General features: G+C 69.7%; 14 protein-coding genes and 2 tRNA genes. 8 read left to right on the forward strand and 8 right to left on the reverse strand.

Going from position 1 to position 14,457, the window contains the following annotated elements; translation table 11 throughout:
• Positions 1–9 precede the first annotated feature (9 nt).
• Positions 10–86 (reverse strand) — tRNA-Pro (locus tag ACWDTS_RS14245).
• Between the two features lie 143 nt (positions 87–229).
• Here ACWDTS_RS14245 and ACWDTS_RS14250 point away from each other — a divergent pair.
• From ACWDTS_RS14250 to ACWDTS_RS14265, 4 genes are all read left to right on the forward strand, one after another.
• Positions 230–303 (forward strand) — tRNA-Gly (locus ACWDTS_RS14250).
• Positions 304–457: 154 nt separating this feature from the next.
• Complete coding sequence (locus tag ACWDTS_RS14255; protein ID WP_450109460.1) at positions 458–1,687, forward strand: wax ester/triacylglycerol synthase domain-containing protein; 1,230 nt, start codon at positions 458–460, stop codon at positions 1,685–1,687.
• Between the two features lie 53 nt (positions 1,688–1,740).
• Positions 1,741–2,550: a DUF1542 domain-containing protein gene (locus ACWDTS_RS14260; RefSeq protein WP_450118447.1), complete on the forward strand. Its 810-nt coding sequence runs from the start codon at positions 1,741–1,743 to the stop codon at positions 2,548–2,550.
• A 161-nt stretch (positions 2,551–2,711) separates the two neighbouring features.
• The gene (locus ACWDTS_RS14265) at positions 2,712–4,082 is read left to right on the forward strand and encodes a wax ester/triacylglycerol synthase domain-containing protein (RefSeq protein ID WP_450118448.1); all 1,371 of its coding nucleotides are present in this window, start codon (positions 2,712–2,714) and stop codon (positions 4,080–4,082) included.
• A 22-nt stretch (positions 4,083–4,104) separates the two neighbouring features.
• Here ACWDTS_RS14265 and ACWDTS_RS14270 read toward each other — a convergent pair whose 3' ends face one another.
• From ACWDTS_RS14270 to ACWDTS_RS14280, 3 genes are all read right to left on the reverse strand, one after another.
• Complete coding sequence (locus ACWDTS_RS14270) at positions 4,105–4,902, reverse strand: Fpg/Nei family DNA glycosylase (RefSeq protein ID WP_450109457.1); 798 nt, start codon at positions 4,900–4,902, stop codon at positions 4,105–4,107.
• 12 nt (positions 4,903–4,914) lie between these two features.
• Positions 4,915–5,388: a ribose-5-phosphate isomerase gene (locus ACWDTS_RS14275; RefSeq protein WP_248673946.1), complete on the reverse strand. Its 474-nt coding sequence runs from the start codon at positions 5,386–5,388 to the stop codon at positions 4,915–4,917.
• A 125-nt stretch (positions 5,389–5,513) separates the two neighbouring features.
• A complete protein-coding gene (locus ACWDTS_RS14280) occupies positions 5,514–6,131 on the reverse strand; it encodes a DsbA family oxidoreductase (protein WP_450118477.1) in 618 nt (205 codons plus the stop codon).
• A gap of 189 nt (positions 6,132–6,320) precedes the next feature.
• Here ACWDTS_RS14280 and ACWDTS_RS14285 point away from each other — a divergent pair, with 189 nt between their 5' ends.
• Together ACWDTS_RS14285 and pepN are read left to right on the forward strand one after the other, a co-directional pair.
• Complete coding sequence (locus tag ACWDTS_RS14285) at positions 6,321–7,553, forward strand: NAD(P)/FAD-dependent oxidoreductase (RefSeq protein ID WP_450118449.1); 1,233 nt, start codon at positions 6,321–6,323, stop codon at positions 7,551–7,553.
• A gap of 92 nt (positions 7,554–7,645) precedes the next feature.
• The gene (gene pepN, locus ACWDTS_RS14290; protein WP_450118450.1) at positions 7,646–10,228 is read left to right on the forward strand and encodes an aminopeptidase N; all 2,583 of its coding nucleotides are present in this window, start codon (positions 7,646–7,648) and stop codon (positions 10,226–10,228) included.
• 86 nt (positions 10,229–10,314) lie between these two features.
• Here the strand turns inward: pepN and ACWDTS_RS14295 are convergent, their stop codons facing one another.
• The 3 genes from ACWDTS_RS14295 to ACWDTS_RS14305 form a co-directional block, all read right to left on the reverse strand.
• Positions 10,315–10,797: a DUF5130 family protein gene (locus tag ACWDTS_RS14295; RefSeq protein WP_450118451.1), complete on the reverse strand. Its 483-nt coding sequence runs from the start codon at positions 10,795–10,797 to the stop codon at positions 10,315–10,317.
• Positions 10,784–11,041 (reverse strand): aa3-type cytochrome oxidase subunit CtaJ, encoded by a 258-nt coding sequence (gene ctaJ, locus ACWDTS_RS14300; protein ID WP_450118452.1) that lies wholly within the window; start codon positions 11,039–11,041, stop codon positions 10,784–10,786. Before ctaJ ends, ACWDTS_RS14295 begins: the two co-directional genes overlap by 14 nt.
• 64 nt (positions 11,042–11,105) lie before the next feature.
• Positions 11,106–11,732 carry an HNH endonuclease gene (locus tag ACWDTS_RS14305; RefSeq protein ID WP_197251993.1) on the reverse strand — a complete coding sequence of 209 codons (627 nt, stop codon included), beginning with the start codon at positions 11,730–11,732 and terminating at the stop codon, positions 11,106–11,108.
• A 162-nt stretch (positions 11,733–11,894) separates the two neighbouring features.
• On the opposite strand from ACWDTS_RS14305, the gene ACWDTS_RS14310 reads away from it, so the two are divergent.
• A complete protein-coding gene (locus tag ACWDTS_RS14310) occupies positions 11,895–12,287 on the forward strand; it encodes a globin (RefSeq protein WP_197251994.1) in 393 nt (130 codons plus the stop codon).
• A 23-nt stretch (positions 12,288–12,310) separates the two neighbouring features.
• Here ACWDTS_RS14310 and ACWDTS_RS14315 read toward each other — a convergent pair whose 3' ends face one another.
• Positions 12,311–12,733 carry a cupin domain-containing protein gene (locus tag ACWDTS_RS14315; RefSeq protein ID WP_450118453.1) on the reverse strand — a complete coding sequence of 141 codons (423 nt, stop codon included), beginning with the start codon at positions 12,731–12,733 and terminating at the stop codon, positions 12,311–12,313.
• 91 nt (positions 12,734–12,824) lie between these two features.
• Here ACWDTS_RS14315 and ACWDTS_RS14320 point away from each other — a divergent pair, with 91 nt between their 5' ends.
• Positions 12,825–14,426 (forward strand): glycoside hydrolase family 13 protein, encoded by a 1,602-nt coding sequence (locus ACWDTS_RS14320; protein WP_450118454.1) that lies wholly within the window; start codon positions 12,825–12,827, stop codon positions 14,424–14,426.
• Positions 14,427–14,457: the final 31 nt, after the last annotated feature.

Consider the following 14,457-nt stretch of genomic DNA (forward strand, 5'->3'; position numbering starts at 1 on the left):
CGTTCGTTCTGGTCGGGATGACAGGATTTGAACCTGCGACCCTCCGCTCCCAAAGCGGATGCGCTACCAAGCTGCGCCACATCCCGTCGTCCAACCGGTTCCCGTCGACCGCCCGGGGACCCGCTGAGGAATCCTACGGCCCCCCGATTATGAAATCCAAAGCGAGGTTCGGTACAGTCTCATCCGGCAGCGACGGAGACGGCGATCCCGGCAGAAGTCGCTTGCTCGCGGGGATGTAGCTCAATGGTAGAGCCCCAGTCTTCCAAACTGGCTACGCGGGTTCGATTCCCGTCATCCCCTCCACGGGACCTCACGCCCGCCACCACTTCCGGTGGCGGGCGTGAGTCGTTTCCGGGCACCCCGTTCCTGTTCCTCCCGGTCACCGTTTCGACTCGAAACGGTCATCACACCGAGATCGAACGGGTTCCGCCGGTGTCGGTATGAGAACGTTCCGAGCATGAACGACGCTTCCGGCCGTCCCGCCGCGCCCTCTGAGCAGACGGCGCTGCGGTCGACGATCGTCGCCGCCGTCCTGCTCGACGCCTCGCCCGACTGGGATCGGGTCGGCGAGATGCTCTCCGGCGGAACCCCCGAAACGCCGGCGTTCCGGCACCGCGTTCTCGACGTGCCGTTCGGGTTGGCGCCGCCGCGATGGGCCGGCGAACACGACTCGGACCTGCCGTGGCAACTCGATCGGGTGACCCTGCCCTCCCCCGCGACCTTCGACGACGTTCTCGACTACGCCCGCACGACCTCCGCCGCCGCGGTCCCGGAACATCCCGGGTGGGAGCTGACGCTGGTCGAGGGGTTGCTCGGCGGCCAGTCCGCCCTGCTGATCCGCATTCACCACGCGTACGCCGACGGCGCCGACGGCACCCACATCACCGCCCGCATCGTCGACCTCGAACGACACGGTCACGAACACCCGGAACCCGAGCCGGAAACGACGACCGCGGAGGACGCGACCGATCGGGCAGCCGGCTCGTTCGGTTCCCTCGTCGAGTCGATCGGCGGACTGGTGCAGTCCCTCGCGGCGCCGCTGCGGTGGTTCACGTCGTCCGCCGAACCCGCCAGGACCGGCGCCCGCCGGCTGCACGTGGTCGACGTGCCGCTCACCGAGTTGCGGGCGGCCGCCGAGCGCGCGGGCAGCACCCTGGACAGCGCGTTCCTCGCGGCGGTGCTGCTCGGGCTGGCCGATTACCGGTTCCGCTGCGGTATCGACGTCGACGAGCTGAGCCTGGCGATGCCGCTGGCCCCAGAGAACGGTGGTACAGGGAACGGCGGTGCCGGTATCAGCCTGGCCCGAGCCGACCTGCCGGTCCCCGCCGACGATCCGGCGCTGCTCATGCGACTGCTCGACGAGTACTCCGGCCCCGCCACCGAACCCGGCCGGCACCTCGCACCCCCACCGAACCTGCTGCCGGCGGTGATCGACGACCCGCTCGACCACGACGACGTGTTCGCCTGCACGGTGCCGGGATCGCACGTGCCCTTGTACGTGGCTGGCGCGAAGATCGAGAAGTACTACGGCTTCGGGCCGACGCTCGGTTCGGCGTTCAACGCGACCCTGATGTCGTACCTGGACAGCTGCTGTCTCGGGTTCACGATCGACACCGACGCGGTGCGCGACGCCGAGATGTTCGACGACTGCATCCGCGCCGGTCTGCTCGCAGTCCTCGAGAGCTGACCGTCGGTAGGCTGGGCGTCGTACCCGCACGCACAGTCGGAAGGCGCATCGCCGTGGAACTCCTGCTCATCGTCCTTGCCGTCGGCGCGGTCGTGTACTTCGTGTCGCGGAGCCAGAAGAAATCGTCCGGCCACAGCGCGGTCCGTCTCGACGATGCGAAGGCGGACGCCCGTCAGGCGATCGAGCGTCTCGGCGGTCAGATCTACAACCTGACCGGGACCGACGACGCCTCCAAGCAGGCGCTCGCGGACGCGTCCGAGCGCTACAACGCGGCCGGCTCGCAGATCGAGCAGGCGCAGACGCCGGCGCAGGCGCGCCTCGCGAAGCAGAGCGCTCTCGAAGGGCTGTACTACATCCGGGCGGCCCGCATCGCGATGGGCATGGATCCCGGACCGGAGATCCCGCCGCTCGACGGCCAGAAGTCGGCCGGCGCCGTCACCGAGGAACGGCAGATCGAATTCGAGGGCCGGCAGGTGTCCGCATCCCCGTCCCCGTCGCCGCGGACGCCGAACTACTACCCCGGCGGCCGGGTCGCGGGCCGTCCGGTGCCGGCGGGCTGGTACTCGGAACCGTGGTGGAAGCCGGCGCTGGTCGCGGGCGCCTGGGGCGTGGGCTCGATGCTGCTGTTCTCGGCGATGTTCTCGGGCATGGCCGGGGTGCCGTACGACGCGCAGGCGTTCGAGAGCGGTGTCGGCGACGGCACCGCGGACGCCGGTGACGTGGGCGGCGGTGAGGACTTCGGCGGAGACGATTTCGGCGGCGGAGACGACTTCAGCGGTGGTGACGACTTCGGCGGCGGCGGCGACTTCGGGGGCGGGTTCGACTTCGGTGGCGGCGACTTCGGGGGCGGGTTCGACTTCTGACCGGCGCAGCCGAATTGTCGATCCTGTCGACGTAGGCAGCCGCTCCGATCGGCGGCCACCGGTGTTCGGGGACTTCCGACCGGAACGGCCGGGATCGTGGACTCTGGCTGCGGCGCTCGCAAATGTGGGATCGTCCGAACATGGGCACCGCAGGACGGCGCATGGCGCAGACCGATTTCCTGACGTGGAGCATGGAGCAGGACCCCGCGCTGCGCTCGACGATCGTCGCCGTCATCACACTCGATTCGTCCCCCGACTGGGACCGCGTCGTCGAGATGATGGACCGCGGCACCCGGGACGTCCCGCACTTCCGGCACCGGGTCGTGTCCGTCCCGTTCGGCCTGGGCGCGCCACGCTGGGTCGCAGACCCGGACTTCGACCTGTCCTGGCATCTGCGGCACACCGCGCTGCCGTCCCCCGGCACGATCGACGACGTCCTGGAACTCGCCCGCATCGCGGCCATGACGGCGTTCGACCGGGCCCGGCCGCTGTGGGAGCTGACCGTCGTCGACGGCCTCGCCGACGGAGGCGCAGCGATCCTGCTCAAGGTGCACCACGCGCTCACCGACGGTCTCGGTGGCATGCAGATCACCGCGCACATCGTCGATTTCACGCGGGAGGGCACCCCGCGGCCGGAACCGCCCGCTCCCCCGGAACCCGAGCGCCTCGGCTCGTGGGACCTCGTGACCGAACTGCTCGAGGATTACGGGTCCCAGGCCCGCGGCATGGTCGGCCGGGGACTGCGGTCGGTGTGGCCCGCGACCCGCGCGGTGGTCACCGACCCGGTCGGAGCCGCGCGCGGTGTGCTCGGCACGGTGTCGTCGGTGGCCCGCTATCTGCGGCCGATCACGACGACCGCGTCGCCGGTGATGACCGAACGCGCCTTGGGCCGGGCGCTGTTCTCGTTCGATGTCCCGCTCGAGGGGCTCCGCGCGGCGGGGCATCGCGCCGGATGCACCGTCAACAGCGCCTTCCTCACGGCACTGGTCGTCGGCCTGCACCACTATCACCGCGCTCACGACGCCGACGTCGAGTCGTTGCGGGTGACGATGCCGCTGAGCGTGCGCCGACCGGACGACGAGATGGGCGGCAACCGCATCAACCTGGCGCGATTCGCGCTTCCGGTACACGGCGGCGACGTCGACGACCTCATGCGGGAGATCGAGTCGATCGTCCGTGCGTGGCGGGCGGAACCGGCGCTCGATATGGGCGAGGTGCTCGCCGCTCCGCTGAACATGTTGCCGCCGGCGGTGGTCGGCAGCATGCTCGAGCACGTCGACTTCCTGGCCTCGAACGTGCCGGGATCCCCGGTCCCGCTGTATGTGGCGGGTGCGCGGGCCGAGCGGTACTACGCCTTCGGGCCGACACTCGGGTCGGCGTTCAACGTGACGATGGTGTCGTATCTCGGCACGTGCTGCCTGGGCGTCACGCTCGACGTCGGGGCAGTGCCGGAACGGGCCGTGTTCGAGGAGTGCATCCGCACCGGGTTCCGGGACGTCCTCGGCGAGGAGTCGGACGAATCCGTGTCGTGACGGTCGGGCGGGGTCGTGACGGTCAGGCGGGCTGGCAGGTCGGGCACCAGAACAGGTTGCGCGCCTGCATGACCGAATGCAGGACGGGGGTGCCGCACACGCGGCAGGGATCACCGGCGCGGCGGTAGACGTAGGTGCGGGGCCGGTCCTTGGCATAGGCCGGGGCGCCGTGATCGTGTTCGGGCCGAACGACGTGCATACGGCCGCGCTCCATCCCGATCTGCATGAGTTCGACCAGGTCCGCCCACATAGCGTCGAATTCGGTGCGCGACAGGTTCTTTCCGGGTCGTTCCGGGCTGATGCCGTGGCGGAACAGCACTTCGGCCCGATACACGTTGCCAACCCCGGCGATCACCGCCTGGTTCATGAGCAGAGATCCGATTGCGGTGCGGGACTTGGATATCCGCGCCCACGCCAGATCCGGGTCGGCGTCGGCGCGCAGCGGATCGGGCCCCAGCCGGGCCTCGATGGCGTCGACCTCGTCGGGGGTGAGCACATCACACGCCGCGGGGCCGCGCAGATCGCTGCCGTGCTCGACCCCGATCATCCGCATGCGCACCTGACCGACCGGCGGGCCGAGCGGCAGCGCGGATTCGGTGAACTCGCCGTAGATGCCGAGGTGCACGTGCACCACGGCGCCGGTCTCGTAGTGATGGAACAGGTGCTTGCCCCACGCTTCGGCGTGGGTGAGTACCCGCCCGTCGACGAGCGCGGCACCGTCCGAGAACCGCCCCTGCGGGCTCGAGACCCGCACCGCCGCACCGGCGTAGTGCCGCTGGTGCAGGCGGGCGAGCCTGTGGAGTATGTGTCCCTCGGGCACCGGGCCCCCGGACTACGCGCCGGGGACGGCGGGAGCGACGCCGGTCTTCTCGTACTCGGCGAGGATGTCGATGCGACGCTGGTGCCGCTCCTCGTTCGACCAAGGGGTCGCCAGGAACGCGTCGACGATCGCGAGCGTCTCCTCGAGCGTGTGCATGCGACCACCGATGCCGATGAGCTGCGCGTTGTTGTGCTCGCGGGCGAGCTTGGCGGTCTCGACGCTCCACGCGAGGGCACAGCGGGCGCCGGGCACCTTGTTCGCGGCGATCTGCTCGCCGTTGCCGCTGCCTCCGAGGACGATGCCGAGGCTGCCCTCGTCGGCGACGGTGCGGCGAGCCGCTTCGATGCAGAACGCGGGGTAGTCGTCCTGGGCGTCGTATTCGTGTGCGCCGCAGTCGACGGCTTCGTGACCGTTGGCGGTCAGGTGTTCGATGATCTGGTTCTTACGTTCGAAGCCGGCGTGGTCGGCACCCAGGTAAACGCGCATGAGTCAAGAGTCTAACGAGCCCGATGCGGGGCCGACGAACGGCACGGAGCACCCCGTATGCGGGAGGCCGGCAGCAACCCGACGGATTGCCCGAATCCTCGGAACTGGCTGCCGGCCTACCGGATCTACTCGAAGCTCGGACCCTCGGTCCGGGTGCGCTTGAGTTCGAAGAAGTGCGGGTAGCTCGCGAGCGCGACCACGCCGTCCCACACCTTGCCGGCTTCCTCGCCGCGCGGGATCTTCGAGAGCACCGGGCCGAAGAACGCGACCCCGTTGACGTGGATCGTGGGGGTTCCCACATCGGGGCCCACCGCGTCCATGCCGGCGGCGTGGCTCGCGCGCAGCGCCTCGTCGTAGGCATCGGTGTCGGCGGCCTTCGCCAGTTCCGGGTCCAGGCCCAGATCGGCGAGGGCTTTGCCGATCACGGCGGGGAAGTCGTCGTTGCCCTCGTTGTGGATCTGCGTGCCCAGCGCCGTGTACAGCGGGTCCAGGATCTCGTCGCCGTACTTCTGGGCGGCGGCGATCGCCACACGCACCGGACCCCACGCCTTCTTCATCTTCTCGGCGTACTCGGCGGGCAGGTCGCGTCCCTCGTTGAGGACCGCGAGGCTCATGACGTGGAAACGCGCCTCGATGTCGCGCACCTTGGTGACCTCGAGGATCCATCGCGAGGTGATCCAGCACCAGGGGCAGAGCGGGTCGAACCAGAAGTCGGCAGTGTCCTTGGTGATCGCTTCGCTCACGGGGTCCTTGGCGGTGGCTTCGCTCACGGAATTCTCCTCAGATGTCCCGTCGTCGACACGTCGACGACAACCGATGCTGTCGACAGCACAACGTCGCAGCAAGCCGGATTCTTCCCGAACCGCACCAGCGCCCGCGCGGCACACCGTACGGTCGAATCGACCGCACGACTCGTGACACGGGAGACTGCGATGCCCAGCGAAGAAACGTTCGTGATCGTCGGCGGCGGACTGGCCGGTGCCAAGACCGCCGAGGAACTGCGCGCCCGCGATTTCCCCGGGCACATCGTGCTGCTCGGCACCGAGGAGCATCTGCCCTACGAGCGACCGCCGCTGTCGAAGGAGTATTTCGCCGGCAACAAGCGGTTGCTGGACTTCACCGTCCAGCGCGGCGACTGGTATCGCGACCACCGGATCGAGCTGCGCCTGGGCACCACCGCCACGGCGCTGGATCCGGCCGCACACACGGTGACGCTGCCGGACGACTCGGTGCTGCACTACGACAAGCTGGCGCTCGCGACCGGCTCGCGGCCCCGGACGATCCCGCTGCCGGGCGCCGACGCGTCGGGGGTGTACGTGTTGCGCACCGTCGACGACGCGGACGCGCTGCTCTCGGTGGTGCGCGCGGACGGGGCCCGCCTGGTGATCGTCGGCGCCGGCTGGATCGGGCTCGAGGTCGCCGCGAACGCCCGCGGGCACGGCGCGGAGGTGACGGTTCTCGAGACGGCCGCACAGCCGTTGCAGGCCGCGCTGGGCCCCGAGATCGGTGCCGTGTTCGCGGACCTGCACCGCGCGCACGGCGTCGACCTGCGGTTGCAGACGTCGGTCGAGGAGATCGTCGTCGAATCGGGTCGCGCCACCGGGGTGCGCCTCGGCGATGGCGGTGTCGTCCCCGCCGACGCGGTGCTGCTCGCCGTCGGCGCGGTGCCGAACATCGAGCTCGCGCGGGAGGCGGGGCTCGCCGTCGACGGCGGGGTCCTCGTCGACAGCACGCTGACCACCAGCGACCCGGACATCGTCGCGGTCGGCGACATCGCCGAGGCCGAGCATCCGGTGCTCGGCGGCCGGGTCCGCGTCGAGCACTGGGCGAACGCGTTGAATCAGCCGGCGGTCGCGGCGGCGACGATGCTGGGCCGGCCGGCGTCCTACGAGCGGCTCCCCTACTTCTTCACCGACCAGTACGACCTGGGCATGGAGTACGTGGGGCACGCACCGCGCGATGCGACGGTCGTGACCCGCGGCGACGTCGCGGGCCTGCAGTTCCTGGCGTTCTGGCTCGACTCCGACGATCGGGTGCGGGCGGGGATGAACGTCAACATCTGGGATGCGGGCGACGAGATCCGCGCGCTGCTGGGCTCCGGCACCGCCGTGGATCGGGCGAGGCTCGCCGATCCGGGTGTGGCGCTGGCCGATCTCGCGGGGTGAGCTTCGCCGCCCGCAGCGGGTCCGACGGGTCCACGGTGTCCGCACGTGGTGGGATTGGTTCGTCGCAACCCGTCGTGTAGAAGGAGATCTTCGTGGCACCACCGAATCTGACCCGTGAGCAGGCTGCTGAACGGGCCGCGATCCTGTCGGTCGACAACTACCGCATCGAACTCGATCTCACCGACGGCGCGGGCGCACCCGGCACCACCACGTTCCGTTCGATCACGACGGTCACGTTCGGAGCCACCGAGGGTGCGTCGACGTTCATCGACCTGATCGCGCAGAAGGTGAACTCGGCGACGCTCAACGGCTCCCCCCTCGACGTGTCCGGCTACACCGAGGACACCGGTCTGGCGCTGACCGGGCTGGCCGAACGCAACGAACTGGTCGTCGACGCGGACTGCCTGTACACGAATACAGGTGAGGGTCTGCACCGGTTCGTCGATCCCACCGACGGTGCGGTGTACCTGTACTCACAGTTCGAGACGGCCGACGCCAAGCGCATGTTCGCGTGCTTCGACCAGCCGGACCTGAAGGCCACGTTCGACCTCTCGGTGACCGCGCCGGAGGACTGGGCGGTGATCTCCAACGCCGAGACGGTGCAGACCGTCGCCGCCACGCCCGGCAAGCACATCTTCCGCACGACACCGCGGATGAGCACCTATCTGGTCGCGCTGATCGCCGGCCCGTACTCGGTGTGGACGGATGCGTACACCGACGAGCACGGCACAATTCCGCTGGGCATCTACTGCCGCGCGTCGCTCGCAGAGTTCATGGACGCCGACCGGCTGTTCACCGAGACGAAGCAGGGCTTCGACTTCTATCACCGCAACTTCGGGGTGCCCTACGCGTTCGGTAAGTACGACCAGTTGTTCGTGCCGGAGTTCAACGCGGGCGCGATGGAGAACGCCGGGGCCGTCACGTTCCTCGAGGACTACGTCTTCCGGTCGAAGGTGACCCGCGCGTCGTACGAGCGGCGCGCCGAGACGGTGCTCCACGAAATGGCGCACATGTGGTTCGGCGACCTCGTGACCATGCGCTGGTGGGACGATCTGTGGCTCAACGAGTCCTTCGCGACGTTCGCCTCGGTGCTGTGCCAGTCCCGCGCGACCGAGTACACCAACGCGTGGACGACGTTCGCGAACGTCGAGAAGTCGTGGGCGTACCGCCAGGATCAGCTGCCGTCGACGCATCCGATCGCCGCGGACATCCCCGATCTGGCGGCCGTCGAGGTCAACTTCGACGGCATCACCTACGCGAAGGGCGCGTCGGTGCTCAAGCAGCTCGTCGCGTACGTCGGCGAGGAACCGTTCCTGGCGGGTCTCCGCGACTACTTCCGCGACCACGCCTACGACAACGCGACCTTCGACGATCTGCTCGCGGCGCTCGAGAAGGCGTCGGGCCGCGACCTGTCCGGGTGGGGCGCGCAGTGGCTCAAGACGACGGGCCTGAACATCATGCGCCCCGATTTCGAGGTCGACGCCGACGGGAAGTTCACCCGGTTCACGGTCGTGCAGGAGGGAGCGCAGCCGGGTGAAGGCGAGTTCCGGGTGCACCGCCTGGCGATCGGCGTGTACGACGACGACGGTTCCGGGAAGCTGCTGCGCACCCACCGCGTCGAGATCGATGTCGATGCCGCCGCCCGCACCGACGTGCCGGAGCTCGTCGGGGTGCCGCGCGGGCAGTTCGTGCTCGTCAACGACGACGACCTGACGTACTGCTCGGTGCGGCTCGACGAGCAGTCGCTGCGCACGGTGATCGAGCGGGTCGGCGACATCGCCGAGCCGCTGCCCCGCACGCTCGTGTGGTCGGCGGCGTGGGAGATGACGCGGCAGGCCGAGCTCAAGGCCCGCGAGTTCGTGGCGCTCGTGCAGCGCGGTGTGGCCGCCGAGAGCGAGGTGGGTGTCGTGCAACGGCTGCTCATGCAGGCACACACCGCGCTGGGCAGCTACGCGGATCCGGCGTGGGCGGACAGCCAGGGCTGGGCGGACTACGCGAACCGGCTGCTGGAACTGGCCCGCGCGGCCGAGCCGGGATCCGATCATCAGCTCGCCTTCGTCAACGCCCTGACCACGGCGCAGTTGTCGGCGTGGCACACCGAGGTGCTCGCCGAGCTGCTCGCCGCCGATCCGTCGACGGTGGGGTTGCCGGGGCTGGTCGTCGACACGGATCTGCGGTGGCGGATCGTGCAGGCGCTCGCCGCGGCCGGAGAGATCGACGCCGACGGTGTCGAGTCCCCGGTGATCGACGCGGAGGCCGAGCGCGATCCGACGGCCGCCGGTGCCCGTCAGGCGGCGGCCGCGCGGGCGGCCCGTCCGCAGGCGGCGGTCAAGGAACAGGTGTGGCAGACGGTGATCTTCGACGACACGGTCCCGAACATCACCGCCCGCGCGATCATCGGCGGGTTCGCCCCGGCCGGCCAGAGCGAACTGCTCGAGCCGTACGTGGCGCGGTACTTCGCGGACGTTCCGGGCGTGTGGGAGCGGCGATCGAGCGAGGTCGCGCAGACCGTCGTGGTCGGCCTGTACCCGGCGTGGTCGATCTCGGAGGCGTCGGTCGCGGCGGCCGACGAGTTCCTCGCCGGTGACCTGCCGCCCGCGCTGCGCCGGCTCGTCGTCGAGGGCCGCGCCGGCATCGTGCGGTCGCTGAAGGCCCGCGCCTTCGACGCCTCCTGAAAGCGGCTGTCTCCAGAAAACCACTGAGGGGTGTCTCCCCGCTGCCGAACAGCAGGGAGACACCCCTCAGTGGGAAGCGCCGAAGATCAGGGCGCGACGATCGCGTTCGCGATGACGCGGACGGCGCTGACCAGGCCGTCGAGAAGGTGGCCCTGGCCGAAGGACGCGACCGCGGCGGTCACGCCGAGCTGCGCGACCCGGTCCGTGACGCGATCCGCGACGTCGACGCCGCTGCGGATCTGGATCGACCGCTGGTTCGGGTAGACGGCGATGAGCACCGAACGCGCCGCCTCGGGGGTCTGCGGGAAGACCGCGTCGGTGGCCGCCGCCGGGTCCGTCGCATCGCCGATGTAGGTGTTGAACCGCACCTTGGTGGCGCGGGTGGCCTCGGAGAGTGCGTCGTCGAGCGCGATCAGGTCCCGCTCGGCGAACGGCGGGTTCTCGTCGAACGTGTGGTCGAGGCCGGCCGGGATGGCCCGCGAGATGCGTCCGCTCGCCGTCAGTGCGGCGGCGTACGGCAGGTTCTCCGGCGCGATCGCCGGGGCGTGGATCACGTCACCACTTGCCACTTGCGGTACCTCCGATCAGTTCCGTCGCCGAACCGGCGTGTCCGTGCCCACCGTGGTGTCCGTGTCCGGTCACCTCGTCGACAGCGCTCCACAGCACCGGCTCGTGATCCCACTTGTCACCGAGCTTGTACTCGGCCGGATTCGGGGTCGCGTACTTCGGCCCGATGTAGCCCAGCCCCGCGACGATCAGGACCACCAGCAACGGGATGCCCACGAATATCAGGGTTGTCTCGAGAATGCTCACACCGCAAACGGTAGCCCAGCCGGTACCATCCCGGCGCACTTGGCCCGGGATGTCTCCGTTGCGCTCAGGCGGCGCCCTCTCCCAGATACGGCAACCAGGTCGGATGCAGCTCCGGCAGGGTGGCCAGCAGACGCCAGTGCCGACCCTTCGGCGGCACCAGTGAGGCCCGCAACGTCCAGCCCAGTTCGCTGAGCAACCGGTCTGCTTTCTTGTGGTTGCACGACGCGCAGCAGGCGACGCAGTTCTCCCAGGAATGCTCGCCACCGCGGCTGCGCGGAACGACGTGATCGATGGTTTCGGCCTTGGCGCCGCAGTAGGCGCACCGGTTGCCGTCCCGGTGCATGAGCGCGGCCCGGGTCATCGGCACCCGCGCGTGGTAGGGCACGCGGACGAAGGTGCGCAGCCGGATCACCGAGGGAAGCTGCACGGACCGTTCCGCCGAGTGCACGACCGGTGCCTGCGGGTCCTCGTGCACCGTGTCGGCCTTGCCGCAGGTCATGAGCACCACCGCGCGGCGCGCCGGCAGCGCGGTCAGCGGTTCGAAGGTGGCGTTGAGCAGCAGCACCCTCAACGCGAACCAGTCCGGTAGGGCACCGGGGTCGCGCACGACCCGCAGAGTGTTGGCCCCCGGGACCCCGTCGAGGGTCTCCGCGGGCGGGAGTTGTCGATGTGCGCTGCTGCGGTGCTTCATGCGACCTCCGGAAGACTGGCAATAGTGCACCACGGATGCCGCGACATCGCACCCCGAATTCGCCGACATGTTGCGGTCGGGGTGTGAACGTCCCGTACCGCCCCGGCGCCCTTACTGCAGAAGCAGGCACAATGGGCGGGCGAGAGGGAATGGTGAGCAACGATGAGTGACGAGCAGACCTTCTACGACGCGATCGGTGGGGCCGAGACGTTTCGGAAGATCACCGCGCGCTTCTACGAAGAGGTCGCCAAGGACGAGGTCGTCCGGCCGCTGTATCCGGAGGAGGATCTGGGCCCGGCGGAGCGCCGCATGCGCATGTTCCTCGAACAGTACTGGGGCGGTCCCCGCACCTACTCCGACGAGCGGGGGCACCCGCGGCTGCGGATGCGCCACCACCCGTTCAAGATCGGCCCGATCGAGCGGGACGCGTGGCTGCGGTGCATGCACACCGCGATCGCCTCGATCGACGACACCACGCTCGACGCCGCGCATCGCCGCCAGTTGCTCGACTACATCGACATGGCCGCCGACTCGCTGATGAACTCGCCGATCTGACCCTTCCGGCGCAGTTCGGCGGCTCAGCCGCGGCCGAGCACCGACCGGATTCTGGTCACGACGCGCAGCGCGAACGCGATCGGCGCGGGGAGGTTCCGGCGCAGGATCGCGTGCTTGCGCACGTATTCGGGGACCTGCCAGACCGCCCAGGTTCCGGCGCGGAACAGGGCGGCGTCCCCGGCACGCAACGTGCGGGGCGGGAAGTCGTCGGCGGACACGGTGACGGCGCCGTCGACGATGTGCACGATCTCGTCGACGGCGAAGTACCAGTTGAACCGGCCCGCGGTGCAGTCCCAGACGTGCGTCGTCGTGGTCCGATCCGTGCTGGTCGACCACTGGCCGCAGCGCGCGCGGGGGTCGCCCGCGATGATCCAGGCGGGGTCGATCGGGTCGTCGGCGAGCTCGACGTCGTCGAGGCGGGCAGCCACCACGGATGTCCGTTTCATGCCGATCGTCCTATCACGCGGGGTCCCCCGGCCGCGACCTCGTGACTCGCCTCCCACGACACCCGCGGCCGAGATTTGACACCATGTTTGCGTGTCAAGGCCGCAGAGCACGTCGTCCCCGGCACCTCCTGTTCCGGTGCCCTGGTGGCGCGATGCCGTCTTCTACCAGATCTATCCGCGGTCGTTCGCCGACGCGAACGGTGACGGTGTCGGCGATCTCGCCGGCATCCGTGAGCGCCTCGGTTACGTCGAACTGCTCGGTGTCGACGCGATCTGGCTGAACCCGGTGATGCGGTCCCCCATGGCCGATCACGGTTACGACGTGTCCGATCCCCGGGACATCGATCCGCTGTTCGGCGATCTCGACGACTTCGACGAGCTGGTCCGGGAGGCGCATGCCCGGCGGATCCGCGTCGTGATGGATCTGGTGCCGAACCACACCAGCAACGAGCACCCGTGGTTCCGCGCCGCCCTCGCCGCACCGCCGGGCAGCCGCGAACGCGCCCGCTACCACTTCCGCGACGGCCGGGGCCCCGGCGGCGACGAGCCCCCGAACAACTGGCCGAGCATCTTCGGCGGTCCCGCCTGGACGCGGATCACCGAACCCGACGGCACCCCCGGCCAGTGGTATCTGCACCTGTTCGCCCCCGAACAACCCGACCTCAACTGGGGCAACGAAGAGGTCTTCGCGGATCTGGAACGGACCCTGCGGTTCTGGCTGGATCGGGGCGTCGACGGCTTCCGCATCGACGTCGCGCACGGCATGGCCAAACCGGACGGCCTGCCGGACCACGACGGGTGGCAGTCGAACAAGCTGCTCTCGCACTTCGACACCGATCCGCGGTTCAACGATCCGAACGTGCACCACATCCACCGGCGGATCCGGAAGGTCTTCGACGAGTACCCGCACGCAGTGGCGATCGGCGAGATCTGGGTGCACGACCCGCAGCGGTTCGCGGAGTACCTGCGCCCGGACGAGCTGCATCTCGGATTCGACTTCCACCTCGCGCTGACCGGGTGGGACGCGACCGCGATCCGGGAGGCGATCGAGGGTTCGCTCGCCGCGGTCGCTCCGGTGCAGGGAACCCCGACGTGGACGCTGTCCAATCACGACGTCTCCCGGGAGGTCACCAGGTTCGGCGGCGGTCCGGCCGGGATCGCGCGGGCCCGGGCGATGCTGCTCGTCGAACTGGCGCTGCCGGGGGCGGTGTTCGTCTACAACGGAGCCGAACTCGGGCTCGCCGATGTCGACCTGCCCGACGAGGCCCTGCAGGATCCGGTGTGGAAGAGGTCCGGGTACACGGACCGCGGTCGCGACGGCTGCCGGGTTCCGCTGCCGTGGGAGGGCGACCGGCCGCCGTTCGGGTTCACCTCGGCCGCGCAGGGCTGGTTACCGCAGCCGGAGGACTGGGCGGAGCTGACCGCCGAACACCAACTCGAGGACGTGACGTCGATGCTGTCGCTGTACCGGGCGGCGCTCGAGCTGCGCCGTCGCCGCCCGGAGTTGTCCGGCGGGATCGATTGGTACGGAAGCCCACCCGGCTGCCTGGCGTTCCGGCGGCAGGGCGGGCTGACGTGCGCGCTCAACACCACGGACGATCCGGTGCCGCTGCCCCCGGGTGCGGTGCTGCTCGCCAGCGCACCGGGTGCGGACACCCACCTGCCGCCGAACAGCGCGGCCTGGTTGCTGTGACACCGGAACGGCCGCCACGGTTACGAAAAGC

Source organism: Rhodococcus sp. NPDC003383, from assembly GCF_053589115.1.